Source organism: Luteibacter sp. PvP120, assembly GCF_054055715.1.
The window spans coordinates 345,180-369,919 of record NZ_JBSRXP010000001.1 but is presented as its reverse complement, the minus strand read 5'-3'; the positions used below and the strand labels follow the sequence as shown (position 1 = coordinate 369,919).

Annotated in this window: 20 protein-coding genes and 1 pseudogene; 13 read left to right on the top strand and 8 right to left on the bottom strand. The window is 64.7% G+C overall.

Annotated features, from left to right (window positions below; translation table 11 throughout):
* Window positions 1-24: 24 nt before the first annotated feature.
* Window positions 25-1,269 (bottom strand): hypothetical protein, encoded by a 1,245-nt coding sequence (locus tag ACVKN3_RS01480; protein WP_285405720.1) that lies wholly within the window; start codon window positions 1,267-1,269, stop codon window positions 25-27.
* A 39-nt stretch (window positions 1,270-1,308) separates the two neighbouring features.
* Here ACVKN3_RS01480 and ACVKN3_RS01475 point away from each other — a divergent pair, with 39 nt between their 5' ends.
* Both ACVKN3_RS01475 and ACVKN3_RS01470 read left to right on the top strand, forming a co-directional pair.
* Window positions 1,309-2,817: a glycosyltransferase family 39 protein gene (locus ACVKN3_RS01475; protein WP_354512951.1), complete on the top strand. Its 1,509-nt coding sequence runs from the start codon at window positions 1,309-1,311 to the stop codon at window positions 2,815-2,817.
* A 151-nt stretch (window positions 2,818-2,968) separates the two neighbouring features.
* Window positions 2,969-4,645, top strand: coding sequence for a methyl-accepting chemotaxis protein (locus tag ACVKN3_RS01470; RefSeq protein WP_354512953.1), 1,677 nt, complete (start codon window positions 2,969-2,971; stop codon window positions 4,643-4,645).
* A 52-nt stretch (window positions 4,646-4,697) separates the two neighbouring features.
* On the opposite strand, the gene ACVKN3_RS01465 is transcribed toward ACVKN3_RS01470, so the two are convergent.
* Entirely contained in the window at window positions 4,698-6,491 is a 1,794-nt protein-coding gene (locus tag ACVKN3_RS01465; protein ID WP_354512955.1) for an IlvD/Edd family dehydratase, read from the bottom strand.
* A 256-nt stretch (window positions 6,492-6,747) separates the two neighbouring features.
* Between ACVKN3_RS01465 and chvE the strand changes: the two genes are divergently transcribed.
* The 3 genes from chvE to mmsB are packed head-to-tail and all read left to right on the top strand — an operon-like array spanning window position 6,748 to window position 10,645.
* Window positions 6,748-7,875, top strand: a complete 1,128-nt coding sequence (gene chvE, locus ACVKN3_RS01460; RefSeq protein WP_275451396.1) for a multiple monosaccharide ABC transporter substrate-binding protein — start codon at window positions 6,748-6,750, stop codon at window positions 7,873-7,875.
* Between the two features lie 24 nt (window positions 7,876-7,899).
* Entirely contained in the window at window positions 7,900-9,456 is a 1,557-nt protein-coding gene (gene mmsA / locus ACVKN3_RS01455) for a multiple monosaccharide ABC transporter ATP-binding protein (protein WP_285405727.1), read from the top strand.
* Window positions 9,440-10,645 carry a multiple monosaccharide ABC transporter permease gene (gene mmsB, locus ACVKN3_RS01450; protein WP_354512958.1) on the top strand — a complete coding sequence of 402 codons (1,206 nt, stop codon included), beginning with the start codon at window positions 9,440-9,442 and terminating at the stop codon, window positions 10,643-10,645. Before mmsA ends, mmsB begins: the two co-directional genes overlap by 17 nt.
* A 48-nt stretch (window positions 10,646-10,693) precedes the next feature.
* Here mmsB and ACVKN3_RS01445 read toward each other — a convergent pair whose 3' ends face one another.
* A complete protein-coding gene (locus ACVKN3_RS01445) occupies window positions 10,694-11,452 on the bottom strand; it encodes a FadR/GntR family transcriptional regulator (RefSeq protein ID WP_285405729.1) in 759 nt (252 codons plus the stop codon).
* Between the two features lie 119 nt (window positions 11,453-11,571).
* Between ACVKN3_RS01445 and ACVKN3_RS01440 the strand changes: the two genes are divergently transcribed.
* From ACVKN3_RS01440 to ACVKN3_RS01425, 4 genes are all read left to right on the top strand, one after another.
* Window positions 11,572-13,098 carry an aldehyde dehydrogenase (NADP(+)) gene (locus tag ACVKN3_RS01440; RefSeq protein ID WP_285405730.1) on the top strand — a complete coding sequence of 509 codons (1,527 nt, stop codon included), beginning with the start codon at window positions 11,572-11,574 and terminating at the stop codon, window positions 13,096-13,098.
* A 36-nt stretch (window positions 13,099-13,134) separates the two neighbouring features.
* A complete protein-coding gene (gene araD1 / locus ACVKN3_RS01435) occupies window positions 13,135-14,127 on the top strand; it encodes an AraD1 family protein (RefSeq protein WP_285405732.1) in 993 nt (330 codons plus the stop codon).
* A gap of 2 nt (window positions 14,128-14,129) precedes the next feature.
* Window positions 14,130-15,068: a Gfo/Idh/MocA family protein gene (locus ACVKN3_RS01430; RefSeq protein ID WP_285405734.1), complete on the top strand. Its 939-nt coding sequence runs from the start codon at window positions 14,130-14,132 to the stop codon at window positions 15,066-15,068.
* Window positions 15,069-15,183: 115 nt separating this feature from the next.
* Window positions 15,184-16,431: a methyl-accepting chemotaxis protein gene (locus ACVKN3_RS01425; RefSeq protein ID WP_354512961.1), complete on the top strand. Its 1,248-nt coding sequence runs from the start codon at window positions 15,184-15,186 to the stop codon at window positions 16,429-16,431.
* Between the two features lie 107 nt (window positions 16,432-16,538).
* Here ACVKN3_RS01425 and ACVKN3_RS01420 read toward each other — a convergent pair.
* Both ACVKN3_RS01420 and ACVKN3_RS01415 read right to left on the bottom strand, forming a co-directional pair.
* A pseudogene (locus ACVKN3_RS01420) lies at window positions 16,539-17,654 on the bottom strand (glycoside hydrolase family 5 protein); the annotation flags it as partial.
* Window positions 17,655-17,813: 159 nt separating this feature from the next.
* Window positions 17,814-18,323, bottom strand: a complete 510-nt coding sequence (locus ACVKN3_RS01415; RefSeq protein ID WP_354512963.1) for a GNAT family N-acetyltransferase — start codon at window positions 18,321-18,323, stop codon at window positions 17,814-17,816.
* Between the two features lie 300 nt (window positions 18,324-18,623).
* Between ACVKN3_RS01415 and ACVKN3_RS01410 the strand changes: the two genes are divergently transcribed.
* Window positions 18,624-19,358 carry an SDR family oxidoreductase gene (locus ACVKN3_RS01410; protein WP_354512965.1) on the top strand — a complete coding sequence of 245 codons (735 nt, stop codon included), beginning with the start codon at window positions 18,624-18,626 and terminating at the stop codon, window positions 19,356-19,358.
* A 38-nt stretch (window positions 19,359-19,396) separates the two neighbouring features.
* Complete coding sequence (locus ACVKN3_RS01405) at window positions 19,397-19,684, top strand: DUF1330 domain-containing protein (protein WP_354512967.1); 288 nt, start codon at window positions 19,397-19,399, stop codon at window positions 19,682-19,684.
* A gap of 89 nt (window positions 19,685-19,773) precedes the next feature.
* Here ACVKN3_RS01405 and ACVKN3_RS01400 read toward each other — a convergent pair whose 3' ends face one another.
* The 3 genes from ACVKN3_RS01400 to ACVKN3_RS01390 all read right to left on the bottom strand — a co-directional run bounded on the left by ACVKN3_RS01400 (window position 19,774) and on the right by ACVKN3_RS01390 (window position 22,183).
* A complete protein-coding gene (locus tag ACVKN3_RS01400; RefSeq protein ID WP_354512969.1) occupies window positions 19,774-21,156 on the bottom strand; it encodes a peptidoglycan-binding domain-containing protein in 1,383 nt (460 codons plus the stop codon).
* 57 nt (window positions 21,157-21,213) lie between these two features.
* Window positions 21,214-21,642 carry a lysozyme inhibitor LprI family protein gene (locus ACVKN3_RS01395; protein ID WP_354512971.1) on the bottom strand — a complete coding sequence of 143 codons (429 nt, stop codon included), beginning with the start codon at window positions 21,640-21,642 and terminating at the stop codon, window positions 21,214-21,216.
* 145 nt (window positions 21,643-21,787) lie between these two features.
* A complete protein-coding gene (locus ACVKN3_RS01390; RefSeq protein WP_354512973.1) occupies window positions 21,788-22,183 on the bottom strand; it encodes a VOC family protein in 396 nt (131 codons plus the stop codon).
* 130 nt (window positions 22,184-22,313) lie between these two features.
* On the opposite strand from ACVKN3_RS01390, the gene ACVKN3_RS01385 reads away from it, so the two are divergent.
* Window positions 22,314-22,736 (top strand): hypothetical protein, encoded by a 423-nt coding sequence (locus tag ACVKN3_RS01385; protein ID WP_354512975.1) that lies wholly within the window; start codon window positions 22,314-22,316, stop codon window positions 22,734-22,736.
* A gap of 44 nt (window positions 22,737-22,780) precedes the next feature.
* Window positions 22,781-24,676, top strand: coding sequence for an O-linked N-acetylglucosamine transferase, SPINDLY family protein (locus ACVKN3_RS01380; protein WP_354512977.1), 1,896 nt, complete (start codon window positions 22,781-22,783; stop codon window positions 24,674-24,676).
* Window positions 24,677-24,740 lie beyond the last annotated feature (64 nt).

The window sequence follows — 24,740 nt, the reverse complement described above, 5'->3', positions numbered from 1 at the left end:
CCGAAAAACACGCATTATCCTGTTTCAATCGTCGGGGACAGGCTGCACATTGAGGGACTTTTGCTTGAGTACCTCATAGGTAGCGTCGTCCGGAAAATCGGTCAGGAGGAAACGGGGAGGGCAAAGGTCCGCACAGGGCACGGCAAGCTGCGGGATATGCGCTACGGCGTCTTCCCAGTCAATCGTCAGCAGTTCTCGCCGGACATCGCAGAACAGCAACAACTGGTCGCCCCGGGGCAGCAAGGTCTCGACGCCGCGAGTCCACTGTGCGGTACTGAAGATGCGCCCGGTATGGGTCTCCTCCGCGGCGCGATATGAGGCGACAAAGCGATCGGTCTGCTCTTTCTCGTGGATGGTTTCCAATACCTTCTTCTGTTCCCCGTACGCGCCGTCGAGGCGCCTGTAGCGCGCCAGCGACAGGCGGCGCGCCGTTTCAGGCGAAAGCGGTGTCTCGAAGGGAAGCCAGTTTCCATCGCGCAGCAGCAGAAACTGATCGCCCAGCGGTCGCGTGTCCTGCTCGAGCACATCCGCCGCGAGTGTAGCGATACGTTCGAGACCTTCCGCATCGAGGCTTCCCGTCACCAGCAGGTGGTTGCGCGAGGGAATGATCGCCACCGGCTCGCCATGCACATCCAGGCGGTGAATCATGTCGGTGAGCAGCAGTCGCGATGCATCGTAGATGTCGTTCCACGTGGATATCCAGACGCCGCCCTGCCGAGACATGCCCGACGGGTCCGTCCTGTCCCGCAGATTGTCGACGGCCTGGCGAAAGGCGGCATCGCGATCCAGGCCGGCTATCGCCAGCTGTCCTCGACCAACGGTCTGAGTCGCGCGTTCCGAATCCAGGACCAGTGCGACCGAGAGATTGTCCGTGAACGTTCGCGCGAGTGGTCCTGTGTCGGTCGATAAGTCGCCCGCGGCCCTGGCGTACAGCCGCATCCAGTCGAACATGGCGGTGTCACGGATGACCGGCATCAGGTTGGCGGCAATACCCTCGGCGCTATCATCCGCGAGGCCATGCGTCATGGAGAGCAGGTAGTGCTCGATGACCGCGCCGCGCTTCGCATGAGATGCGGCGAGGGCATCCCGATAGGCGTTATGGAGGTTCATCGTCCACGGCTTGCCTTCCGGCGAATCGAAATGGATCTGGAATGCCTTGTCGTCGTACCTGGCCGATAGCTGCGGTGAAAGCACGTGTGCCCGTTTCATCACCATGTCGGCAAAGCTATCCGGGCTCGGCTTGCGCATGAAGATATCGAGTAGGCCCATCGTGGTCGTCCGCGTTGAGTAATAAGATGAGGGTATCGCATGACAAGGCTTTTCATGGACAGACATAAAGCGATAACGACCTTACCGCTGCTGGGCATCGCCCTGTTGGCCGGTCTGGCTCACATGCTGACCAACGGGCAGTACGGATTCCATCGGGACGAATGGCAGTTCCTGAGCGATGCCCAGCACCTGGACTGGGGGTTCGTGCCATACCCGCCGCTGACACCCGCCGTGGAAGCCCTTGGCCTTAAGCTGTTCGGACTGTCGCTGGTGGGGTTGCGGCTATTCTCGGTGCTTGCGCAGATGCTGGTGATCGTCATCGCGGGGCTCATGGCGCGTGACCTCGGCGGTGGCCGACTGGCCCAGGTGTTTACCGCTATGGCGGTGGCGCTGTCTCCCGTGCCGATGTTCCAGGCGACCCAGTTCCAGTACTCGTCCTTCGACCTGCTCTGGTGGGTGCTGATCGCATGGTGCGTGATCCGTCTGCTGCGCGACGACGAGCCGCGCTGGTGGATCGCGATCGGCGTCGTCGCCGGCCTTGGCTTGCAGACCAAGTATTCCGTTGCCTTCCTGCTGGTCGGCGTACTCGTCGGCATGTTGCTGACAGATGCGCGCCGGTATATGAAAAGCGGGTGGTTCTGGGCAGGAGGTCTCGTCGCGCTCGCGATCGTCACGCCCAACCTGCTCTGGCTCGTGCGGCACGACTTCATTTCGTACCGATTCCTGCAGGGCATCCATGCACGGGATGTGCGCCTGGGTCGGGCTGACGGCTTCCTGCGCGACCAGTTCCTGCTCAATGTGAACCTGATCGCCGCACCCGTGTGGCTTGCGGGGTTGTACGCCTTCGCCACGAGCCGGCACCACCGCATGCTGGCATGGATGTATGCCGTGCCATTGCTCCTCTTCCTGCTCGCGAAAGGGCGTTTCTACTACGTGTCCGGCGCGTATCCCATGCTGCTGGCCATGGGGGCGGTGGTCGCGGAGAGTCGCCTGGGCAGCCTGCGCCCCCTGCATCGGCGGGGCGTCGTCGCGCTGGCGTTCGCCGCTTTGCTGGGATTGGGGGGATACGCGGCACTGCGCATCGTACCCATCGCATCGAGCGGCCCCTTACGCGACTACGCACTTCGTCACAACGCCGATCTACGCGAGGAGATCGGCTGGCCGGAGCTGGTCGCACAGGTCACCGCGATTCGCGACAGCCTGCCGCCGGCCGAGCAAGCGAACCTGGGCATCGCGGTGGGCAACTACGGTGAGTACGGCGCCATCGCGTTGCTCGGGCCGGCCTATCACCTGCCGGTACCTGTCACGACTATCAATTCCGGATGGCTGCGCGGCTACCCGGAACCCGCGCCATCCACGTACATCGTGCTGGGCAACTCGCTAGCGCGCGCTGAGGAAATACTCACGAAGTGCCGCGTGGCAGGCCGTAGCTCGAACAGGCTGGGCGTCGTCAATGAGGAGAGCAGAGATCACCCGGATATCCTTATTTGTGGCCCTTCGCGACTACCCCTAGATGAGCTGTGGAGGCGTGGCGCGGAGTTCGGCTGACGCGGCCTGCGAAAGGCAAAAGCAGCGAATTCTGCGTATCGCATGACATGGCGACGATTGGCAACATAACTTACGGCCTATATGCCGTTATTGCATAGGGCCGATAACCCCATCGAGTGCGACGTCCGTTGCATGGCTCTCGGGGGTGGATGTGAAAATTGGACTGCGTATCGTATTGACATCGGCGGCTTCGGTCGCCATTGCCCTGGCCGTGGGTGCCGTGGGTTTCTTCTCCACACGCCAGGCTACCGAAGGAGCCAACCGAATCTATTCGGATGCGCTGGTGCCTGTCACTCAGATCACCGAGGTTCGCCATTTCGTGACCCAGCAGCGTGGCGCGCTCAATCGCGCGTTGCTCCTCAACAAGCCGGATGCCGCCGCGGCGGCCAAGACCAAGATTGCCCAGATTCGCGCCGAAAGTGACACGGTCTGGCGCAGCTACTATGCGACGCAGAGCGAGAACCAGACGCTGCGCGAGATGGCCGACGCCTTCAATGCATCGCGTTCGGGTACGCGTCGTCAGGTCGATGCGATGCTGGAGATCCTGCCCACGGATCGTGCCGCCGCGATCGATCGCATGCTGAACGTCATCGCGCCGTCGATGGACAAGGATGCGGAGCTGATCGCTGCCCTCGTGGCCAAGAACCGCGACATGGCACGTGCCACGTACGACGCCGCAGTGGCGTCCGGCAAGCGATCGGCGGAGATCATGGCGGGTACGCTTCTGCTTGGTGCGGCCCTGGTCGCGATGGGCGGCTTCTTCCTGCGGCGCGCCGTCATGCGTCCACTGGTCGCGGCACGCGGTCTGGCCGTGCGTATCCGCGACGGCCACCTCGAGAACGAACTGGTCGTCACCGGTAATGACGAGCTCAGCGAGACCTTGCAGGCGCTGGCGGACATGGATACGCAGTTGTCCGCCATCGTGCGCAAGGTGCGGGAAAACGCGCAGCAGGTGAACAGCGCGGCCCGCGATATCTCGGCGGGTAACGACGATCTGTCCAACCGTACGCAGGAACAGGCCTCGTCGCTGGAAGAAACCGCCGCGTCGATGGAAGAAATGGCCGCGACGGTGAAGCAGAACGCCGAGGCGGCCGGGCATACCCGGCGCCTCACCGAAAAACTGCGTACCGACGCCACGAGCGGCCATGAGGTCGCCACGTCGGCGGTCGGCGCCATGGGCCGCATTGCGAAGGCCAGCAAGGATATCGGCGAGATCGCCGTGCTCATCGACGAAATCGCGTTCCAGACCAACCTGCTGGCGCTGAATGCGGCGGTCGAAGCGGCCCGCGCGGGCGAGCAGGGCCGTGGCTTCACCGTCGTGGCCAGCGAGGTCAGGTCGCTGGCCCAGCGCAGCGCGGCAGCGGCGAAGGACATCAAGCAGTTGATTTCTTCCACCCGTGACGAAGTCGCCGAAGGTGTCGGCCTGGTAGAGCACACGGGGCGTGCGCTGGCGGAGATCGCCACCGATGTCGCCAGGGTCTCGGGCCTGGTCGCGGAGATCGCGGCAGCCTCCGACGAGCAGTCCACCGGCGTGGAGCAGGTCAACCAGGCGGTGTCCGCACTGGACGAAGTAACACAGCAGAATGCGGCCCTGGTGGAAGAAGCCAGCGCGGCGAGCCGTACCGCGCTGGATGTCGCCGACGAACTGATGCGCCAGGTGTCGTTCTTCAAGCTTCGTGGTGATGCAAGCGAACTCGCATCGCAGCCAGCCAAAACCGCTCCGGTGGCTGCGACGCACGCCCCCGCACCGATCGTCGCACCGCGTCAGGCGGCCAGCCGCCCGATGATGACGACCCCGGCGCTGGCCTCTTCCTGGCAGGAGTTCTGACCGGACCGGTCAGAACGTCAGTGACACGCAGGGGCTTTCGCACGCAGCCGGTTCAATGGCTGTCGCGCGGAAGCCCCTTCGTCTGTGCGATCTGCTGGTACTTCTCGGCGCCTTCCAGGATGGCGCCGGTTTCCATCTGGCCGACCAGCGCCCGCTGGATTTCCTGCCAGGGGGTTTGTGATGCGGGGTACGGGTAGCCACCCGCCTCGACCAGCGCACGGCGGCGTTCGGCCAGTTCATCGTCCGGAATCAGCACGTCGGCCGTGCCCTTGCCCAGGTCGATGCGGACACGGTCGCCCGTGCGGATCAACGCGAGCCCGCCCATCACGGCGGCCTCCGGGCTGGCATTGAGGATGGACGGTGACCCGGACGTGCCGGACTGGCGCCCGTCGCCGATGCAGGGCAGGGCGTGCACGCCCTCGCGGATCAGGTAGGCCGGTGGACGCATGTTCACCACCTCCGCCGAACCCGGGTAGCCCACCGGGCCCGCGCCACGCATGAACAACAGCGTGTCCGTGGTGATGCCCAGCGACGGATCGTCGATGCGGTGGTGGTAATCCTCCGGACCGTCGAAGACCACCGCCGGGCCTTCGAAGGCTTCCGGGTCGTTGGGATCGCTGAGGTAACGTGCGCGGAACTCCGGGCTGATCACGCTGGTTTTCATGATCGCGCTGTCGAAAAGGTTGCCGCGCAGCACGATGAAGCCGGCATCTTCCTTGAGCGGTGTGGCGAAGGGACGGATGACGCGCTCGTCCTCGATCGTGGCATCGCGGCAGTTCTCGCCGATCGACTTGCCGTTGGCGGTTTTCGCGTCCGCGTGGATCAGGCCCTGCTTGAGCAGTTCGCCCACCACCGCTGGTACGCCACCCGCGTGATAGAAATCCTCGCCCAGGTATTCACCCGCCGGCTGCAGGTTGACCATCAGCGGCACCTTGTGGCCGTGCGTCTGCCAGTCGTCGATCGCCAGGTCTACGCCGATGTGGCGGGCGATGGCCGCGAGATGGATCGGCGCGTTGGTCGATCCGCCGATGGCCGAATTGACCACGATGGCATTGAGGAAGGCCTCGCGCGTGAGGATGTCCGACGGCTTCAGGTCCTCGGCGACCATCCCGACGATGCGCTTGCCGGTGAGATATGCGATTTCCTGGCGGTCGCGGTACGGCGCGGGGATGGCCGCGGCACCGGGCAGCTGCATGCCCAGCGCTTCGGCGAGGCTGTTCATCGTCGTCGCCGTGCCCATCGTGTTGCAGTAACCGGTGGACGGCGCGGACGAGGCGACCAGCTTGATGAAGCCTTCCTCGTTGATGGCGCCGGTGGCCAGCATCTCGCGCGCCCGCCACACGATGGTGCCCGAGCCCGTGCGCTCGCCCTTGTGCCAGCCGTTGAGCATCGGGCCCACCGACAAGGCGACCGCGGGGATGTTCACCGTGGCCGCCGCCATCAGGCAGGCTGGCGTGGTCTTGTCGCATCCGATGGTCAGCACCACGCCGTCGAGCGGATAGCCGTGCAGCACTTCGACCAGCGAGAGGTAGGCGAGGTTGCGATCGAGGCCCGCGGTGGGGCGCTTGCCGGTTTCCTGGATGGGATGCACCGGGAATTCCAGGGGGATGCCGCCGGCCTCGCGGATACCGTCGCGCACACGCTCGGCCAGCACCAGGTGGTGACGGTTGCAGGGCGACAGGTCGCTGCCCGTCTGGGCGATGCCGATGATCGGCTTGCCCGAACGCAGTTCTTCCAGCGACAGCCCGAAGTTGAGGTACCGCTCCAGGTACAGCGCGGTCATGTCGATGTTGTCCGGGTTGTCGAACCAGGCGCGCGAGCGAAGCGGAGGGGCGGTATGAGTCATGGCGAGCGGCGGTCTCTTCAGGAATCGGTGGACGGCTCGGCGCGGTGAGGGGCTCCGGCCAGCCGTTGACGCGCGATGGATGCGTCGATAGTCTATTACTCAGACAAGATAATCCATGAGTCAAGCGGCGGTAAAGGAATTTTCCGAACCCACGTTGTCTGGACGAATACCTCGGCACGGCCTGCGCGCAGTGCATTCACGAGTCGCCCCTTCAGATGACGCCATCATGCAGCATCCAACTGAAAGGGACCCCCCAGTGAACTCACGCAACCTGCTCCTCGGCCTCGCCACCGTCGGGTTCGCCTTCTCGCTCGCCGCCTGTTCCGGCGGCCGCGGCAACGGCGACACGGCCGCCGCCTCCGGCGACAACAAGGGCGCCCTCGTCGGCGTCGCCATGCCGACCAAGGTCTCCGAGCGCTGGATCAAGGACGGCAACGCGGTCAAGGAAGATCTGGAAAAGCTCGGCTACAAGGTGGACCTGGAATACGCCGACAACAAGATTCCGCAGCAGGTGCTGCAGGTCAGCAACATGATCACCAAGGGCGCCAAGGTGCTGGTGATCGCGTCGATCGACGGCGGCTCGCTGAGCGACCAGCTCGATGCCGCGGCCAAGGCCGGCATCAAGGTCATCTCCTACGATCGTCTGCTCACCGGCAGCAAGAACGTCGATTATTACGTGTCGTTCGACAACTACAAGGTCGGCGTCGACCAGGCCAACAGCCTGCTCACCGGCCTGGGCCTGCTGGGCGCGGACGGCAAGAAGACCGACAAGAAAGGCCCGCTCAACGTCGAGATCTTCGCCGGCAGCCCGGACGACAACAACGCCACGTTCTTCTACAACGGTGCGATGGATACCCTCAAGCCGTACATCGCCGATGGCAGCATCGTGGTGAAGAGCGGCCAGACCGGCTTCACCCAGGTCGCCACACTGCAGTGGGACCCGGCCACGGCCAAGGCGCGCATGCAGAACCTGGTGGCCAAGTCGTACTCGGCCGGCGCCAACCTCGACGGCGTGCTGTCGCCGTACGACGGCATGTCGATCGGCATCATCTCCGCGCTGCAGGGTGCCGGCTACGGCAATGCGTCCAAGCCGCTGCCGGTCATCACCGGTCAGGATGCCGAGGCCGCCTCGGTCAAGTCGATCATCGCCGGCCAGCAGTACTCCACGATCTACAAGGACACCCGCAAGCTGGCCGACCAGGCCGCGGTGATGGCCAACGACCTGCTCAGCGGCAAGAAGCCGGAAACCAACGACGACAAGACCTACAACAACAAGGTCGTGGTCGTGCCGACCTACCTGTTCCAGCCCACCGTGGTCACCAAGGCGAACTACCAGCAGGTGCTGGTGGACAGCGGTTACTACACGCCGGCGCAGCTGCAGTAAGTCCTGCCTGAGGATAGAGGATACGTGACCACCAACATTCTCGAGATGCAGGGCATCACGAAGACCTTCCCCGGCGTCAAGGCGTTGCAGAACGTGTCGCTCGGTGTCAAACGCGGCCATGTCCACGCCATCTGCGGCGAGAACGGTGCCGGCAAATCGACACTGATGAAGGTGCTCAGCGGGGTTTACCCCGCGGGCACCTTCGACGGGCAGATCGTCTTCGAAGGCGCGCCGGTAGACTTCAAGAGCATCAACGACTCCGAAGCCGCCGGCATCGTCATCATCCACCAGGAGCTCGCGCTCAGCCCGTACCTGTCCATCGCCGAGAACATCTTCCTCGGCAACGAACAGCAGAGCCACGGCTGGATCGACTGGAACAAGACCAACCTGGAAGCGGCCAAGCTGCTGGAACGGGTAGGCCTCAACAACAACCCGATCACCAAGATCACCGACCTGGGCGTGGGCCAGCAGCAACTCGTGGAGATCGCCAAGGCGTTGTCCAAGCGGGTCAAGCTGCTGATCCTCGATGAACCCACGGCGGCGCTCAATGATGCCGACTCCGCCCACCTGCTCGGCCTCATCAAGCAGCTGCAGGAACAGGGCATCACCTCGATCATCATCAGCCACAAGCTCAACGAAATCGAAGCGATCGCGGACGAGGTCACGATCATCCGCGACGGTCACGTGATCGAGACGCTGGACATGAGCGCGGGCGAAGTCACCGAGGAACGGATCATCAAGGGCATGGTCGGACGCGAGCTGGAAAGCCGCTATCCGGAGCACACGCCGACGATCGGCGACGAACTGCTGCGGATCGAGGGCTGGAACTGCTTCCACCCGATCGACGTCGACCGCCAGATCATCACCGATGCCGGCATCACCGTGCGCGCCGGCGAGATCGTCGGCATCGCCGGCCTGATGGGCGCGGGGCGCACCGAGCTGGCCATGAGCGTGTTCGGGCGCAGCTACGGCGTGAAGATCAGCGGCAAGGTGTTCAAGCGCGGCGTCGAGATCGACATGAGCACCGTACCCAAGGCGATCGCGAACGGCGTGGCCTATGCCACGGAAGACCGCAAGCGCTACGGGCTGAACCTCATCGACGACATCACCCGCAACACCTCGGGCTCGGCCCTGCACAAGCTGGCCAGTCTGTTCGGCTTCGTCGATGGCCACAAGGAAGCCACCGTGGCCGGCGAGTACCTGAAGAACCTCAACATCAAGGCGCCCGGTGTCGATGCCATCACCGGCAAGCTGTCGGGCGGTAACCAGCAGAAGGTGGTGCTGTCCAAATGGATGTATGCCGATCCCGACGTGCTGATCCTCGACGAACCCACCCGCGGCATCGATGTGGGTGCCAAGTACGAGATCTACGCCATCATCAACCGGCTCGCCGACGAGGGTAAGGGGATCATCATGATCTCGTCGGAACTCCCCGAGCTGCTCGGCGTCTGCGACCGCATCTACACCCTCGCCGAGGGGCGCGTCACCGCGGACATTCTACGATCCGAGGCGACCGCCGAGGTCCTTATGCAGCACATGACACGAGAACGGGAGAAGGTCGCCAGTGACAACGTCCAATGAAATGACGCCGCAGGGTGGCGGGGTAAGGAAGGCGCTGAGCTACCTGACCGGCCAGCTGAGGCAGGTCGGCCTGTTCAGCGCGCTGATCGTCATCGTGCTGTTCTTCCAGTTCGCCACCGACGGCATCACGCTTCGCCCGATCAACGTCTCCAACCTGGTCATCCAGAACAGCTACATCCTGATCCTGGCCATCGGCATGGTGATGATCATCATCGCCGGGCACATCGACCTGTCGGTAGGCTCGCTGGTGGCGTTCATCGGGGCCATGGCCGGGGTGATGATCACGCAGTGGCATATCCCGTGGCCGGCCGCCGTGGTGCTGTGCCTGGTCCTGGGTGGCCTGGTCGGTGCGTGGCAAGGCTTCTGGATCGCCTATTTCCGGATACCGGCCTTCATCGTCACCCTGGCGGGCATGCTGCTGTTCCGTGGCGCCGCGCAGATCGCGCTGCAGAACCAGCAGATCTCGCCGTTCCCGGAGGCGTTCCGCCGGATGGGCTCGGGCTTCCTGCCGGCCTTCGGCACCAGTGGCTACGAGCCGCTGACACTGGTGCTCGGCGGTGTCGCCGCCTTGGTGCTGCTGTACGGTTCGCTGCGGCAGCGGGCGGTGCGGCATCGGTATGGGCTGGAATCGGAGCCGCTGTGGTACTTCGTCCTCAAGCTGGCGTTCTCCGTGTTCCTGATCGCCTTCATGGCGTTCCTACTGGCCAGCTACAACGGTACCCCCATCGTGCTGGTGATCCTGGGCGTGCTGATCGTGGCCTATGCGGCGATCATGGCGCGGTCCGTGTTCGGCCGGCACGTGTACGCCATCGGCGGCAACCTCAGTGCCGCGGCGCTGTCGGGCGTGAAGACCAAGCGGGTGACATTCCTGCTGTTCGTGAACATGGGCGTGATCTCGGCCCTGGCCGGTCTGGTGTTCACCGCACAGCTCAACCTGGCCAGCCCCAGCGCCGGCACGGGCTTCGAGCTGGATGCCATCGCCGCCGTGTTCATCGGTGGCGCGGCGGTCACCGGCGGTATCGGCACGGTCACCGGCGCGATCATCGGCGGCCTGATCATCGGCCTGCTCAACAACGGTATGTCCATCCTCGGTGTGGGCACGGAATATCAGGCGCTGATCAAGGGCCTGGTATTGCTGGCCGCGGTGGCGTTCGACGTCTACAACAAGCGTCGCACCGGCGGTCGCTGAGGCGACGTTCCAGGAATGCCGTCTACCGGCAGTCGATGCCGCCCGCGCTCAGGGCTGCATCGACTGCTGGGTGTCTTCCAGCGCCAGTTCCACCAGCACCCGCATCGCCTCGCTGGCCGCCGTGGCATCGCCGTCGGCAATCGCCACCAGCACGCGACGGTGGTCGGGAATGGGGTTGCGGGGCAGGGCGCGCTGGCGATGCTTGAATTGCGTGGTCCAGCTGACCGCCGCGCAGATGCTCGCATTCAATACGATCAAGGCGTCGTTACCCGTGGCATGCAGGATCGCACTGTGGAAGTCGCGGTCGGCCATGCGGCCGGCGTCGGTGGCGAGCGTATGGCGGGTCATCCCGGCCAGGGCATCACGCATGGCCTTCAGGTCGTCCTTGCTGCGCCGTTCGGCGGCCAGCGCGGCGGCAGCGGGTTCGACGATGGCGCGCAGCTCGAACAGGCTGCGGATGAACGCCGTGTCCGGGCTGCCGGCAAACGCCCAACCCAGTACTTCCGGATCGAGCAGGTTCCAGCGGCTGCGCGGCAGCACGCGCGTGCCGGCCTTGGGCCGGCTCTCGACCAGCCCTTTCGCCGCCAGCGCCTGGATCGCCTCGCGATAGGCGCTGCGCGATACGTCCAGTTGCTCGGAAAACACCACCTCGCCGGAGAGCACGTCGCCCGGCAGGTATTCGCCCGCCAGGATGGCGGCGCCCAGCTTGTGCGCGATCGCGCCATACAGGCGCCGGCCCGTGCCACGCGGCTCGCGCGGTGCCTGGGTGTCCGCCTTGATCGGTGCTGTCGGCTTGGTGTTGCTCACGTGTTCATTCCTTCCCGTCCCTCGGCCGCCCGCCATTGCAAAAGCAGTATAACCGCCTTACCCTAATTGTCTGAGTAATTATCGCGGTGCAACATATGTCGAACGACGAAAAAACCGGTGTGACTCCCAACGCCTTTCGATCGGTGGATGCCGCGACGGGGCAGCCTTTCGGTAAGCCTTTCGCGTCGGATGGCGTCGATCGGGTCAGGGCGGCCTGCGCCGCGGCCGACGCCGCGTTCGATGTTTATCGTACGACAGATGCCGAGAGCCGGGCCGCCTTCCTCGAGCGCATCGCCGAGGAAATCGTGGCACTGGGCGACGAACTGATCGTCACGGCCATGCGCGAGAGCGGACTGCCGCGGCCGCGCCTGGAAGGCGAGCGTGGCCGCACCGTCGGCCAGCTGAAGCTGTTCGCTGGCGTGCTGCGCCGCGGTGGCTGGATGGGCCTGCGCATCGACCCGGCCACCGCGGCCGACGTGACGCCCGCGCGTGTCGACCTGCGCCTGCGCATGGTCCCGTTGGGCCCGGTGGCCGTATTCGGCGCCTCCAATTTCCCGCTCGCGTTCTCCACGGCCGGTGGGGACACCGCGTCCGCGCTGGCAGCGGGTTGCCCCGTGGTCGTCAAGGGCCACCCGGCGCATCCGGCGACCGGCGCCCTGGTCGCCTCGGCGATCCACACCGCGGTCGAAGCCTGTGGCCTGCCGGCGGGCGTGTTCGCCAACCTGACCGGTCCCGGGATCGAACTTGGCGCTGCCCTGGTCAAGGACCCCGCCATCACCGCCGTCGGTTTCACCGGCTCGCGCGCCGGCGGCCTCGCGCTGGTCAAACTGGCGCAGGAACGCGAGGTGCCCATCCCCGTGTACGCGGAGATGTCGAGCATCAATCCGGTGCTGCTGTTGCCCGAAGCGCTGCGTGCGCGCGGCGACGCGCTCGGTACGGCCTTCGTCGGTTCGTTGACCATGGGCGCGGGGCAGTTCTGCACCAACCCCGGCCTGTTGCTGGCCATCGAGGGTGAGGGCCTGGATGCGTTCGTCGCGGCTGCCGGTGGCGCCGTGTCGAAGGCCCCGGCGCAGACGATGCTCACCGGCGCGATCCACGGCGCGTACGAGCGCTCCGTCGACACGCTGCGGCAGAAGGACGAGGTCACCACCGTGGCGCAGGGTCTGCCCGGCGACGGTGCCAGCGCCGGAAGCGCCGCGTTGTTCGCTACCACGGGCAAGGCGTTCCTGGCCGACAAGGCGCTCGCACACGAAGTCTTCGGCGCCTCGTCGCTGTTGGTGCGCTGTGCCGACGAAGCCGAGCTGCAAGCGGTCGTCGCGGCCGCCGAAGGCCAGCTGACCATGACGCTGCATATGGACGAGGGCGACACGGCGCTGGCCGCGCGCCTGATCCCGCTGCTGGAGCGGAAGTGCGGACGCATCGTCGTCAACGGCTGGCCGACCGGCGTCGAGGTCACCCACGCCATGGTCCACGGCGGCCCGTTCCCGGCCACATCCGACGGACGATCCACCTCGGTGGGCAGCCTCGCCATCGATCGCTTCCTGCGCCCGGTGTCGTACCAGAACTTCGCGCAGGCCCTGCTGCCCGCCGCGCTGCGTGACGACGCCGGCCTGCCGCGCCTCGTCAACGGTGTCCCCGCCGCCTGATTCCCCGCGCCCCGTGTGCCCTGGAGAGACAACGCCATGACCTTGCGTCTTTTGCAACATCGTGCCGCGGACGGCACGCGCTCCGTGATCGCCGCGCGGGGTGACACCGCCGCGTTTGTTCCCGGCGTGGATAGCGTGCGCGCCCTGGCCAACCGCGCCATCGCCGCGGGCACCGACCTGGCAGGTGCCGTTGCGGCCTGCGGCGTCGGCGCCACGGTCGATATCGCGGCCGAACTGGCGGCCGGGCGCCTGCTCGCGCCGATCGATCACGCGGACCCGGCCCACCTGTTCATGACCGGCACGGGGTTGACCCACCTGGGTTCCGCGGAAGGACGCGACAAGATGCACCGCGAGGCCGCCGCCGCGGAGAAGCAGACCGACTCGATGCGCATCTTCCTCGAGGGCGTGGCAGGCGGAAAGCCCGCGGCCGGGCAGGTCGGCAGCCAGCCGGAGTGGTTCTACAAGGGCAACGGCCATGGCCTGGTCGGGCCGGGCGCAGCGCTCACGTCGCCCGCCTTTGCGAAGGACGGCGGCGAAGAACCCGAGCTGGCCGGCATCTACCTGATCGGTGACGACGGCACGCCGTTCCGGCTGGGCGTGTGCCTGGCCAACGAGTTCAGCGATCACGTGACGGAACGGCACAACTACCTCTGGCTGGCCCATTCCAAGCTGCGCCAGGCCGCGCTGGGGCCCGAGCTGCTGGTAGGGCCGCTGCCGGCGCAGATCCAGGGCAGCAGCCGCATCCATCGCGACGGTGCGGTGCTGTGGGAGAAGCCGTTCCTGTCCGGCGAAGAGAACATGTCGCACAGCTTCGCCAACCTCGAAGCGCATCACTTCAAATACGACGTGTTCCGCCAACCGGGTGACGTGCACGTGCATTTCTTCGGCACGGCCACGCTGTCGTTCTCGGAAGGCATCACGACGCAAGTGGGCGATGAATTCGAGATCGAGGCGGCGCCGTTCACCCTGCCGCTACGCAATGCGCTGGCGCAGGCCGACGCGCAGGCCGTGACCGTCAAGGCACTTTGACCGTGGCGCCTGTTCGCATCGCCGTCATCGGCTTGGGCAAGATCGCGCGCGACCAGCACCTGCCCGCGCTGGCGGGTAGCCCAGATTTCCAGCTGGTGGCGGTGGTCGATCCGGCGCTGCCTTCGGTGGAAGGCGTGACATCCTTCGACAGCCTCACGGCCTTGTTCCGCGACGGGCCGGCCGTAGATGCCGTCGTGCTGTGTACGCCGCCGCAGGTGCGGTACGCACTGGCCCGTGAAGCACTCCAGCACGGTGTACATGTGTTCCTCGAAAAGCCTCCCGGCGCCACGCTCGCGGAAGTCGCCGTGCTGGAACAGCGGGCGGAGGCGGGCGGCCTGACGCTGTTCGCCGGCTGGCATTCCCAGCATGCCGCGGGCGTCGAGCCGGCGCGCGAATGGCTGGCCACGCGGCGCATCGATCGTGTCGCGATCACCTGGCGGGAAGACGTGCGCGTCTGGCATCCCGGGCAGGAGTGGGTGTGGGAACCGGGTGGCCTGGGCGTGTTCGATCCGGGCATCAATGCCTTGTCGATCGCCACGCGCATCCTGCCCAACGGGTTTTTCCTCACCTCCGCCACGTTGTCGTTTCCCGCCAATCGCGCGGCGCCGATCGCGGCGGCGTTGCAGTTCGCCGACAGCGACGGCGTGCCGATCGCCATGGACCTGGACTGGCGACAGACCGGCCCACAGACGTGGGACATCGTGGTCGAAACCGATGGCGGGACACTGAAGCTCAGCAAAGGTGGCGATGTGCTCATCCTGCCGGATCAGACGCTGACGGCGGATGATCGCGAATATGCCGGCCTGTATGCGCGCTTCGCGACGTTGATTCGCGAACGGGGCAGGGACGTGGATACGCGGCCGTTGCGACTGGTGGCGGATGCGTTCCTCATCGGTCTGCAGGAGCGGGTAGAGCCCTTCGAATGGGCCGATCCATCCTGATGCGTGCGAGCCTCGATGCACCTTTCAGCCTGTCTCCAGGTTAAACGAGCTGTTAAATAATCCTTTGTTCTTGCCGATATCGCCTATTCGATAACGTAAGGCGAAGAAGGTGGTCATGGGTTTTTGGCGCAAAAGGGCAGGCAAGGCGGTCTCGGATATCCCGGTGATCGAGGTGGCATCGGTCGACGACCTGGACGTGGCGCGGGTTCAAAGTACCGACGATCTGGAAAAAACGCTCAGTGCGCTGGATGCATTGCAGAAACGCTTCGACCTGACCCGTCGCGTTTCCACGGACGGCCTCTGGGATATGGAGGCCGTGGGCGGCCAGGTGGATGCGTCGCAGCCGTTCTGGTGGTCGGACCCGTTCCGCGCCATGCTGGGTTTCCAGGACGAGAACGATTTCCCGAACGTGCTGGGCAGCTGGTCGAACCGGCTGCATCCCGAAGACCTGGAAAGCACGCTCGCTGCGTTTTCGGCCCACCTGTCCGATCGCTCGGGTAAGACCCCGTACGACGTTCGCTATCGACTGATGCTCAAGGACGGCAGCTACCGCTGGTTCCGCGCGAAGGGCGATTCCATCCGTCATCCCAATGGCGAGCCGATCCGGGTGGCGGGTTCGCTGAGCGACATCCACGACGAGCTGGCCCGCGACGCGGAACTGGACATCACGCTCACGCGATTCAACTTGTCGCGTGAAATGCTCAACGATGGGCTCTGGGACATGAGCGTCATCGCGGGCGATCCGGTCAATCCGCAGAACGCCTTCTGGTGGTCGCCGCAGTTCCGGCAACTGCTGGGATACACGAGCGTCGCGGAATTTCCGGATGTGCTGGACAGCTGGGCGTCGAAGCTGCATGCGGAAGACAAGGCCCGATCGTTGCAGGCGTTCGCGGATCACCTCAACGATACGACCGGGGCGACGGGCTTCGATATCGAATACCGGCTGCTGTGCAAGAACGGCGACTATCGCTGGTTCCGTGCCCGCGGGCAGACGAGCCGGGACGACCAAGGCATGCCGCTGCGCGCCGTGGGCGTGCTTACCGATATCCAGCCGGAAAAGGACCGCCTGGTGATGGAGGACGACCGGCAGTCCAAGCGCCTTGCCGCCAAGGCGGATGCGGATCGCATCGGCGAACTGGTCGCCGATATCCAGCTGATCGCGCACCAGACCAATATCGTGTCGTTGAATGCGACCATCGAGGCGGCGCGCCTCGGGCAGGAAGGCAAGGGCTTCGCCGTTATCGCCGACGAGATCCGGCGGCTTGCCCATACGACGCAGGACATCACGAAACACGTGGCGCACCTGCAGGAGTCCATCGCCCGGTCGGCCGACGCGGACGATCTCCAGCGTATCGAGGACTGAAGGCATCTGAGATGAAAGGCGGCGGCCGATGTATGGGCTCGGCCGCCGCCTGGGATGGGACCTTCGTCGCACCGGCGCGACGAAGGTCCGGCACACCGGCCTTAGTGCGTGGCCCAGAGTTTCTTCAGCAGGGTCACCTTGTCCGTACGCACCGATGACCAGTCGTCGTTGAGGATGCCACCGGTGTCGTTGCTGTTCGGATTCCACGACCAGTAGAAGCCGCCGTGGATGCCCTTGCCGATGAGGTAGTCGACCAGTGCGTTCTGCCACGTCACGTCCTGCGCACTGCCCTGGCCGTACTTTCCGCCGAATTCGCCCAGTAGCAACGCCTGGCCCGATGTCGCGAAGCGGCCGAAGTGCTGGTCCCAGATGGCCGGCATGTTGGCCGGGAAGTTCGACGCGCTGAAATACGACTGCATCGACACGTCGGGACCGTAGACATGCGGTGCCAGCAGCAGCCGGTCCGCCGGAATGTTTAGTGGCGTACACGAGAGGGGCTCCAGGTTCTCACCCCAGAAATGGCCGCCGCTGCTCGAGCAGCTGGGGTTCTCACTGATGCCCTCGACCACGATCAGCCACTTGGGTGCGACCTTCAGCACCGCGGCCGATGCGCGTTCGGCGGCGGTGTTCCAATCGGTTGCCGCGTTACCCGTGCCCCATGTGGCCGCGCCATGCGGTTCGTTCTTCAGATCGATGCCGATCACGCCCGGTACCGCGGCGTAACGCGTCGCGACCAGGGTGAGGTCGTCGATCCATTGTTGTTCGCTGTAGGACGACGTGTACCAGAGCTCGGATATGGCGTTGCAATCCGGCGTGTGATGGTCGAGCAGGACGTACATGCCGCGGCTGCTCAGCTCGTCGATCACTTTGTCCATCACCTGCAGTGAATTCAGGCCCTGCAGGTCCGGGTTGAGTCCGTAATCGATGCTACTTGGTGCCACTCCGCTCAAGGATTGCGGACAGAACGGCAGGCGCACGGCGTTGAAGCCCAGGCCCTGCATCTGCGTGATCATGTCCTTCCAGTTGCGTGCCCACAGGCCATGCACGGTGTGTACGTTGGTGTCGAAGCCGAACCAGTTGACGCCGCGTAACTGCACCGGGTTGCCGTTGTCGTCGACCACCTGGCCGTTCTTGATGGCATGGCTCCATACCGAACCGCTCGTTACCGCCAGCGCTGCGGCAAGCAGGCAGCGCGCCAGACAGGACTTTCTTGGCATCGACATGGTCTGTCTCCGAAGACGGCCCTCCCGGGAAGGGAAAGCCAAGGCCTGAACGCACGTGGCGTGTGGCGTGCATCATCGTGAGTGGATCGGTCGTGCGTTGTGACTGCGAGCACAGATGCAGGTTTCGTCCGAAAACGCGGTAGCGAATTCAGCGGCGCGTCACGGCAGGCGTTCGAAGGCGATCACCGGCTTTTCGCGGTAATCGCGCTCGTCGATCGGCTGATAGCCGAGCTTCTCGGCCACCCGAAGCGAACCGATATTCAGTGGATCGATGATGCACACCGTGCGTTGCGGGCCCTTCAGTCGCAGGAACCAACGAAGCGCTGCCTCCGCCGCCTCGGTCGCGTACCCCTTGCCATGGCTGTTCGCACCCAGAAGCCAGGCGCTTTCCGGATAGGGGTCGAAGTCGGTACCGAGATCGCGCTCGAAGTGCGCCGTGCCCGTCTCGCCGATGTATTCCCCGGTGGCCTTGCTGCGGATGGCGAACAGGCCATAACCGTACAGGCTCCAGTGGCCGACACTGCGCAGGAAACGCACCCAGCTCTCGGGACGTGGCGAAGGCCCCGCGCCGATAAACCGGTAGACCTCCGGTTGGGAGAGGATCGCGTGGAACGGTTCGAAGTCGTCGATGGTCGGGATGGACAGAGTGAGGCGGTCGGTTTCGATCATGCGATGTTCCCTGTGCATGCTGTCGCCCATGGGCGACGAACGAGGTGATGTCCGATGGCCGGCCAAAGCCGATGCCATCGCCGTGGTTGCCGATTATGCCGCGTATGCACCGCCGACCGCGCGTGCCTCCCTGGATGACTACCGGTGCCTGGGGCCAGGATTGCCGGCATGAGGGGGGCTTTATCCGGTGCCCCGGCGTCCCTATCTCGACAGACAGCGTTCCCGCCTTGTCCTTGCACTCGCCTGGTGCAGAAGAAGTCCGGGGGCATCCGCCTTCCGTCGATAGATAAAGGACGTCTCATGAATACCTCGCAGAAAATTGCACTCGTCACGGGTGCCACCCGTGGCATCGGCACTGAAACGGTGCGCCAGCTGGCCCAGGCCGGCGTACTGACGCTGCTGGCTGGCCGCGATGCCGGTCGTGCCAAGGCCGCTGCCGACAAGCTCGTGGCGGAAGGACTTTCCGTCGAACCGATCGTCCTGGATGTCACCAATACCGAAAGCATCGCCAAGGCCGTTGCCGAGGTCACGTCCCGGTTCGGCAAGCTCGATATCCTGGTGAACAACGCCGGCATCATGGTCGACGACATGAGCAAGGCGCCGTCCGAGCAGACGCTCGCCGTGTGGCGCGAGACCTTCGACACCAACGTGTTCGCTGTGGTGGAAGTCACGCAGGCGTTCCTGCCGCTGCTGAAGAAGGCGGATGCCGCACGCATCGTCAATGTGTCCAGCCAGCTGGGTTCGCTGGCCCTGCACGTGGATCCCAGCTCGCCAATCTATAGCTTCAAGGTGCCGGCCTACGATGCCTCGAAGACGGCTATCAACGCGTGGACCATCCATCTCGCGTACGAACTGCGCGACACCCCGATCAAGGTCAACGCGATCCATCCGGGTTACGTGCAGACGGACATGAACGGCGGGCAGGGCGAGATCGACGTGCCGACCGGCGCGAAGAGCAGCGTCAGCATGGCCCTTATCGGCGAAGACGGTCCGACCGGCAGCTTTACCTACCTCGGCCAGACGCTTCCCTGGTAAACGGCTCACCCACGCTTCTGGCTCATGAGGAAATGTCTATGACGACCTACGTGGTGTTTACCCGCGATCGCATCAAAGATGAAAACGAGTTCGCCACCTACGGGCAGCTCGCCGCCAAGGCGGGCGAGGGGCATCCGGCCACGCGGCTGGCTTTCTATGGCGAGGTGGAAACGTTGGAAGGCGATCCGGTCGACGGATCGGTGATCATCAGCTTCCCGACTAAGGCCGAGGCGCTGGCCTGGTACAACAGCCCGGCATACACCGCAGCGCGCGAGCACCGCTTCAAGGGAGCGGACTATCGGGTCTACATGGTCGAAGGCGTGTGACCCGAGTCGCCTGAACAGGCAGGGTCACGAGAGGCTTTTGCTTCGCGGAGGGCTGGCATCCTGCCGGCCCTTTGCCTTGCGTTGGTCGGTTACTGCTGGGGTGCCGCGGCCTGCTGGGCGGCGGCCGGGGCCTGTGCCTGCTGCTGATGGCGTTCCTGCGCGGCCAGCTTCTGGTTGTTGGCCTCGAGGTTCCACAGACTTGCGCTTTGTTCCGGCGTCTGGCCGATCGCCGTGTTCATGTCGACGCCGGAGACCTTTTTCAGCGGTGAGTTCAGGTCGCCCTGGACCGTGTACGCCGTCGAGCCGTCATTCGCCATGACCAGGTGGTCGATCCGGGTGAGGCCTTCGGCCTGTGCCTTCTGTGCAGCGGCGCCGGCCACGTTCTCACTGATGGCGTCGGGCGTGCGGCCCAGCTTCGCGTCCAGCTGGTGCACCTGCGCCAGTGCCTGTTCGTACAGGGCGTGGCCGGGGTGATCCTTGTCCTTCAGGCTTTCCATGGGCTGCTCGCGCGTCGCCGCCTTGAGCGCTTCCATGGTCTTCGGCCCGGCGATGCCGTCGGCGGTCAGACCGGCTTCGGTCTGGAAGCGCTTCAGCGCACCCTGGGTGTTGGGACCGAAGTCGCCATCGGGCGTCAGTGACTTGCCGTCGTTGCCCAGGTTGCCGTGCTTGTTGAGCATGGCCTGCAGCGCCGCCACGTCGGGCGAATGATCGTGCAAGCGTAGCGTACCGGCGCGCTGCACGTGGTCACCCGAGGCCTGGCTCGGATGATCGGCGGCGGATGCTGCCTTGCCCTTGTGTTCGACGGTCACGCCGTTTTCCTTGAGGACGCGATCGGCATCGGCGAGGACATCGAGCGACTCCTTCTCGTGCGCGATGCGCTTGGAAAGGCCCTTGTGCAGTTGGGGCGAACTGGCCCAGATATCCTTGACGTGCGCCGCCTTGTAATCCTGCACGGCATCGACGATGTCCTTGTCGCTGAGCTTGTCGAGCTGGTAGTCGTCGCCGAACTTCTCTTTCAGGCCCTTGGCGAAGATCTTCGGCGTCAGGTCGCGGGTCTGCACGGATGTGCTCCACACGGCATCCTGTACCGCCATGCCGCGGCCGGACAGGTCGATGCCGGCGGCTTTCAGCGCCTTGTCCTGCTCGTTGTAATGCGAGCGGCCGATGAAGTCTTTCTGGTCGGCACCGAAACCCGGATCGTTCTTGCCCAGCGCCTTCCACTTCTCGTCGAAGGCTGGGGTGGCGGGCGTCAGGCCCTTGAACTGGTCCTTATAGGCCGACTGGTCGAGGTATTCCTGCAGCGTGCCCATCTTCGTGGACAGCTGGAAGGACCCGTACGACACACCACCGTGATCGCCCTTGCCGGTGGATACCGCGCCGGGACCGGCCGCGCCGGATTCGTAACCGGCCGAGGTCTGGCCGAGGTGCCAGCTACCGGCGACGCGTTTTGCTTTATCGAGATCATCCGTCATGCGTATAACTCCTGGTTCACTATCGAAAACACCCGGCATGCCGCCGGGCACGGGTATTTATTTCTTCAGTCGGCCTTCCAGTTCCGTCGCACGCTCCGCCGTCTGCGTCAGCGCGCAATCGCCGGAGACGAGCAGGGCAGCCGTACCGCCATCCTTGTCGGGCGCGCACTTGGTGTCGCGTGCCTTGATCCAGGCGCGCTCCTCATCGCGGAGTGCCAGGCGGTCCTTGTCGGAAAGCGACTTGCGCAAGGCCTGGTAGGCGGTGTTCAACCGCTTGTCCTGGTAGTCGAATTCCTTGGCGAGACAGCTGTTCATCTTCACGGTGACGCCTTCGGAGGCATCCATGCAGGTGTCGAAGCCTGGCCGGAGGTGCTTGTCTGCGCTGGATGCGGCGGTCTCGTCGGCCTGCGCGGGGGCGACGAAGGCGCCGCCAAAGGCCATGACGAGCGCGGCCATGGTTGCCGCACGAAGGGAATATCGCGTCACTGCTGTGTTTCCTTGTGGTCCACCCGGACGCGCATCATACCGTGTCGTGCGCGGCAAGGCTTTGAGTTATTTCGTAAATCAGCTCGGATTCCTCGATACGGGAAGCCGCGCAGGGGGCGTCGCATCTGAAATCCGCTGCGTGATATCAGTCGAATCGCATGACCTGGAACACATTTCCCTCGGGGTCGCGGCCGTCGTACATTTCGTATGGAAACCCTTCATAACGCTTTAATTCGCCGACCTTGGTTCCCGCGGCCTGGAGCCTGGCGCGGTGGGCTGCGAGATCCGATGTGATGGCAAATACGAATTTGGTCGTTGGGCCGGCTCTTTCGTCCTGCATCGGCGATGTGAGGGAGTTCGCGGTGTTTCGAAACCTTGCACCCATCAGGTGAAGAGCTAGTTCGATGCCGCCGGCTTGTAAAACGACCCATTCGTTCTCGATTTCTTCAACGACGGGCAAGGCGAAGTGGGTGAGGTAGAACGACTTCATCGTTGCGATGTCGCGTACGTAGATGATGAGCCTTACCAAGGGGATAGACATAAGGATTGCCTTCGATGCGTCAACTCATGGTTTAGCGGGATAGGTTTTAAACGCCGTTGGGCCGTCGCCGTCTGGTTTGCGCGATGATTGGGCCGGGTTGTTCAAAGTTCCTGCTCTGGAATTCTACTGCATGAAGAAAACACGCCTTATCCTACTGCTCAGTACGGCCGGCCTTGTCGTTCCGGGTGCGGCTCTCAGTAGCGAGCTTCCCGGTGAGTGGAATCTTGCCGTCGAAAATCCTGAGCACCGTGTAGTCACCACGTTGACAGTGGAGTTCACCGATGAGCAGGCGGAGTCCTGCCTGGGCGGCGACTGGAAAACGGTGAAGGTCATTTCATCGACGACAGGAGACGAGGCTTTCTTCCCGAGGTCCGAGCCGCTCGCCTATCAGATAGAACAGGATCAACTCACCATAGGCCGCAACCAGATGTGCGATGCCTATTTGTTGCTTAAGGGTAAGCTCGGAGAGCCTCAGGTCAAGGGTGACTATTTCAGCTTTGGGATGGGGGGAAGCTTTCCGCTGGGCTACTTCGAGTTGAGTCGAGGTCGGTGAAGATCGATGGTGTGACGCATTTGATTGAGTCGGAGAAAAACGGGATGTGGGGTCTGGGGGAGCAACTTCACCGCGCATTGCGCGATCGCTTCGGCGAGCCGGGCCTGCTCCCGGCGGATGACTTCAGTCGTGCCCTGGGCGTGCTGGATGACGAAAGCCCGCTGGACAGCGCGGCAGTGAACGACCTAGGGCGCGGTCTGTTCCAGTCCGGGAACATGGAAGCCGCCGCGATCTGCCATGGCTATGCCGCTCGGGACGAGCGGGCACTGGGCGCGCGCGTCAACCTGGGGCAATGCGAGCTCGCCTTGGGCCGGACGGAGGCGGCGGCAGGCCATGCCGAGGACGTGTTGCGGCAATCGCCCGGCTTCGTGCCCGGCTGGCTGCTACGAGGCGCGGTGGCACTGCACGAGGCGCGATTCGCCGAGGCAGCGCAGGCCTATGCAACGGCGACGGAGCTGGCACCGGACCACGCGACGACCTGGTGGCACCTCGGCATGGCGAGTGAACGTGCAAACCAGGCGGAACGGGCGGTCCCGGCGTATCGACAGGCGTTCATGCTCCAGCCCGATCACCCGCGCCACCTCGCATCGCTGGTCGCCATGCAACGAAGGGTCTGCGACTGGACCGACCTGGACACCCTGGCGGCACGTCTGCGTGCCGCCGTCGCGGCGGGGACGATGACCATGCTGCCCATCGATTTCCTTGCCGAGGGTACGACGGCCGAGGAAGAGCGCGATTGCGCCGAACGGTATGCGTCGCGCTCGCCGGAGGGCATGGTCGACCGCCGCCCGGTGACCGCAGGCGATGGCATCCTTCGTATCGGCTTCGTGTCCGCCGGTTTCGGTGCGCATCCGACCTCCATCCTCGTACCGGCGGTGATCGAAGCCATGCGGCGACCGGGCGCGGAGATCCACCTGTTCGCCACCAGCGTCGCCGACGGCAGTGCACTGAGGGACCGGATGGAGAAGGCGGGCGACCTGTTCCACGACATGGCCTCGCTGCCTGCCCAGGCCGTCACCGAACGTATCCGCAGCCTGCGCATCGATGTCCTGGTCGATCTCGACGGCTATTGCCGTCTGCGCCGACCCGACGCGTTTGCCTTGCGTGCCGCGCCCGTGCAGATGGGGTGGCTCGGTTACCCGGGAACCACAGGCGCGTCGTTCATGGACTATGTGTTGGCGGATGCCTTCGTCGTCCCGCCGCAGAGCGAGCGTCACTACGCCGAGAGGGTGGTCCGGCTCCCCCGGTGCTACCAGGCCACCGATCCCACGCGGCACGTGGCCGACGTCCCATCGCGCCCGGAACTGGGCCTGCCGGAGGATGCGTTCGTCTTCGTCTGTTTCAACGCGTCGTTCAAGCTCAATCCGCGCAGCATGCAGCGGATGTTCCGCATCCTGCGGAGCGTGCAAGGCAGTGTCCTCTGGTTGATGACCCCGCCAGGGGACGGCAAGGTGCGGCTTGAGGCGGCCGCCGACAGGGCAGGCGTGTCCAGCGAACGCCTTATCTTCGCCCCCAAGTCCGACCATTCGATGTACCTGGGTCGCTACCGCCATGCCGACCTGTTCCTGGATACCGAGCAGTACAACGCGCATACGACGGCTTCCGACGCGCTGTGGGCGGGGTGTCCTGTGCTGACGCGACCCGGCGAGACGTTCGCCACCCGGGTCGCGGGCAGCATCAATCACTACCTGGGGATGGGCGATTTCAACGCCGACGAGGACGAGGCGTTCGTTGCCGCCGCCGTGCGCTATGCCGGGGACCCGGGATGGCAGGCGGACGCCCGCCGCCGGCTGGCCGTGGCACGGGGAGGTCCGGGCTTTTTCGATGCGCGGGGGTTTGCCGACGATTTCATGGCCCTGGCCCGACGCTTGGCGACCCATAACGCGGCCGGTGGCTCGCCGGGCGACTTTCCTCCGATGGTAAGCAAAAAATCGCCCTAAACTTTTACCCGCCATCCCTGGATTGATGTTCAAGGGTGGGCTGGAAGCATTCCGGCCCGCCATC

Excerpts from the sequence above, each read along its gene's own strand:
- ACVKN3_RS01480 (WP_285405720.1), bottom strand. The coding sequence starts at position 1,269 with ATGGGCCTACTCGATATCTTCATGCGCAAGCCGAGCCCGGATAGCTTT.
- ACVKN3_RS01475 (WP_354512951.1), top strand. The coding sequence starts at position 1,309 with ATGACAAGGCTTTTCATGGACAGACATAAAGCGATAACGACCTTACCG.
- ACVKN3_RS01465 (WP_354512955.1), bottom strand. The coding sequence starts at position 6,491 with ATGACTCATACCGCCCCTCCGCTTCGCTCGCGCGCCTGGTTCGACAAC.
- araD1 (WP_285405732.1), top strand. The coding sequence starts at position 13,135 with ATGACCTTGCGTCTTTTGCAACATCGTGCCGCGGACGGCACGCGCTCC.
- ACVKN3_RS01425 (WP_354512961.1), top strand. The coding sequence starts at position 15,184 with ATGGGTTTTTGGCGCAAAAGGGCAGGCAAGGCGGTCTCGGATATCCCG.
- ACVKN3_RS01415 (WP_354512963.1), bottom strand. The coding sequence starts at position 18,323 with ATGATCGAAACCGACCGCCTCACTCTGTCCATCCCGACCATCGACGAC.
- ACVKN3_RS01410 (WP_354512965.1), top strand. The coding sequence starts at position 18,624 with ATGAATACCTCGCAGAAAATTGCACTCGTCACGGGTGCCACCCGTGGC.
- ACVKN3_RS01405 (WP_354512967.1), top strand. The coding sequence starts at position 19,397 with ATGACGACCTACGTGGTGTTTACCCGCGATCGCATCAAAGATGAAAAC.
- ACVKN3_RS01400 (WP_354512969.1), bottom strand. The coding sequence starts at position 21,156 with ATGACGGATGATCTCGATAAAGCAAAACGCGTCGCCGGTAGCTGGCAC.
- ACVKN3_RS01390 (WP_354512973.1), bottom strand. The coding sequence starts at position 22,183 with ATGTCTATCCCCTTGGTAAGGCTCATCATCTACGTACGCGACATCGCA.
- ACVKN3_RS01385 (WP_354512975.1), top strand. The coding sequence starts at position 22,314 with ATGAAGAAAACACGCCTTATCCTACTGCTCAGTACGGCCGGCCTTGTC.
- ACVKN3_RS01380 (WP_354512977.1), top strand. The coding sequence starts at position 22,781 with ATGTGGGGTCTGGGGGAGCAACTTCACCGCGCATTGCGCGATCGCTTC.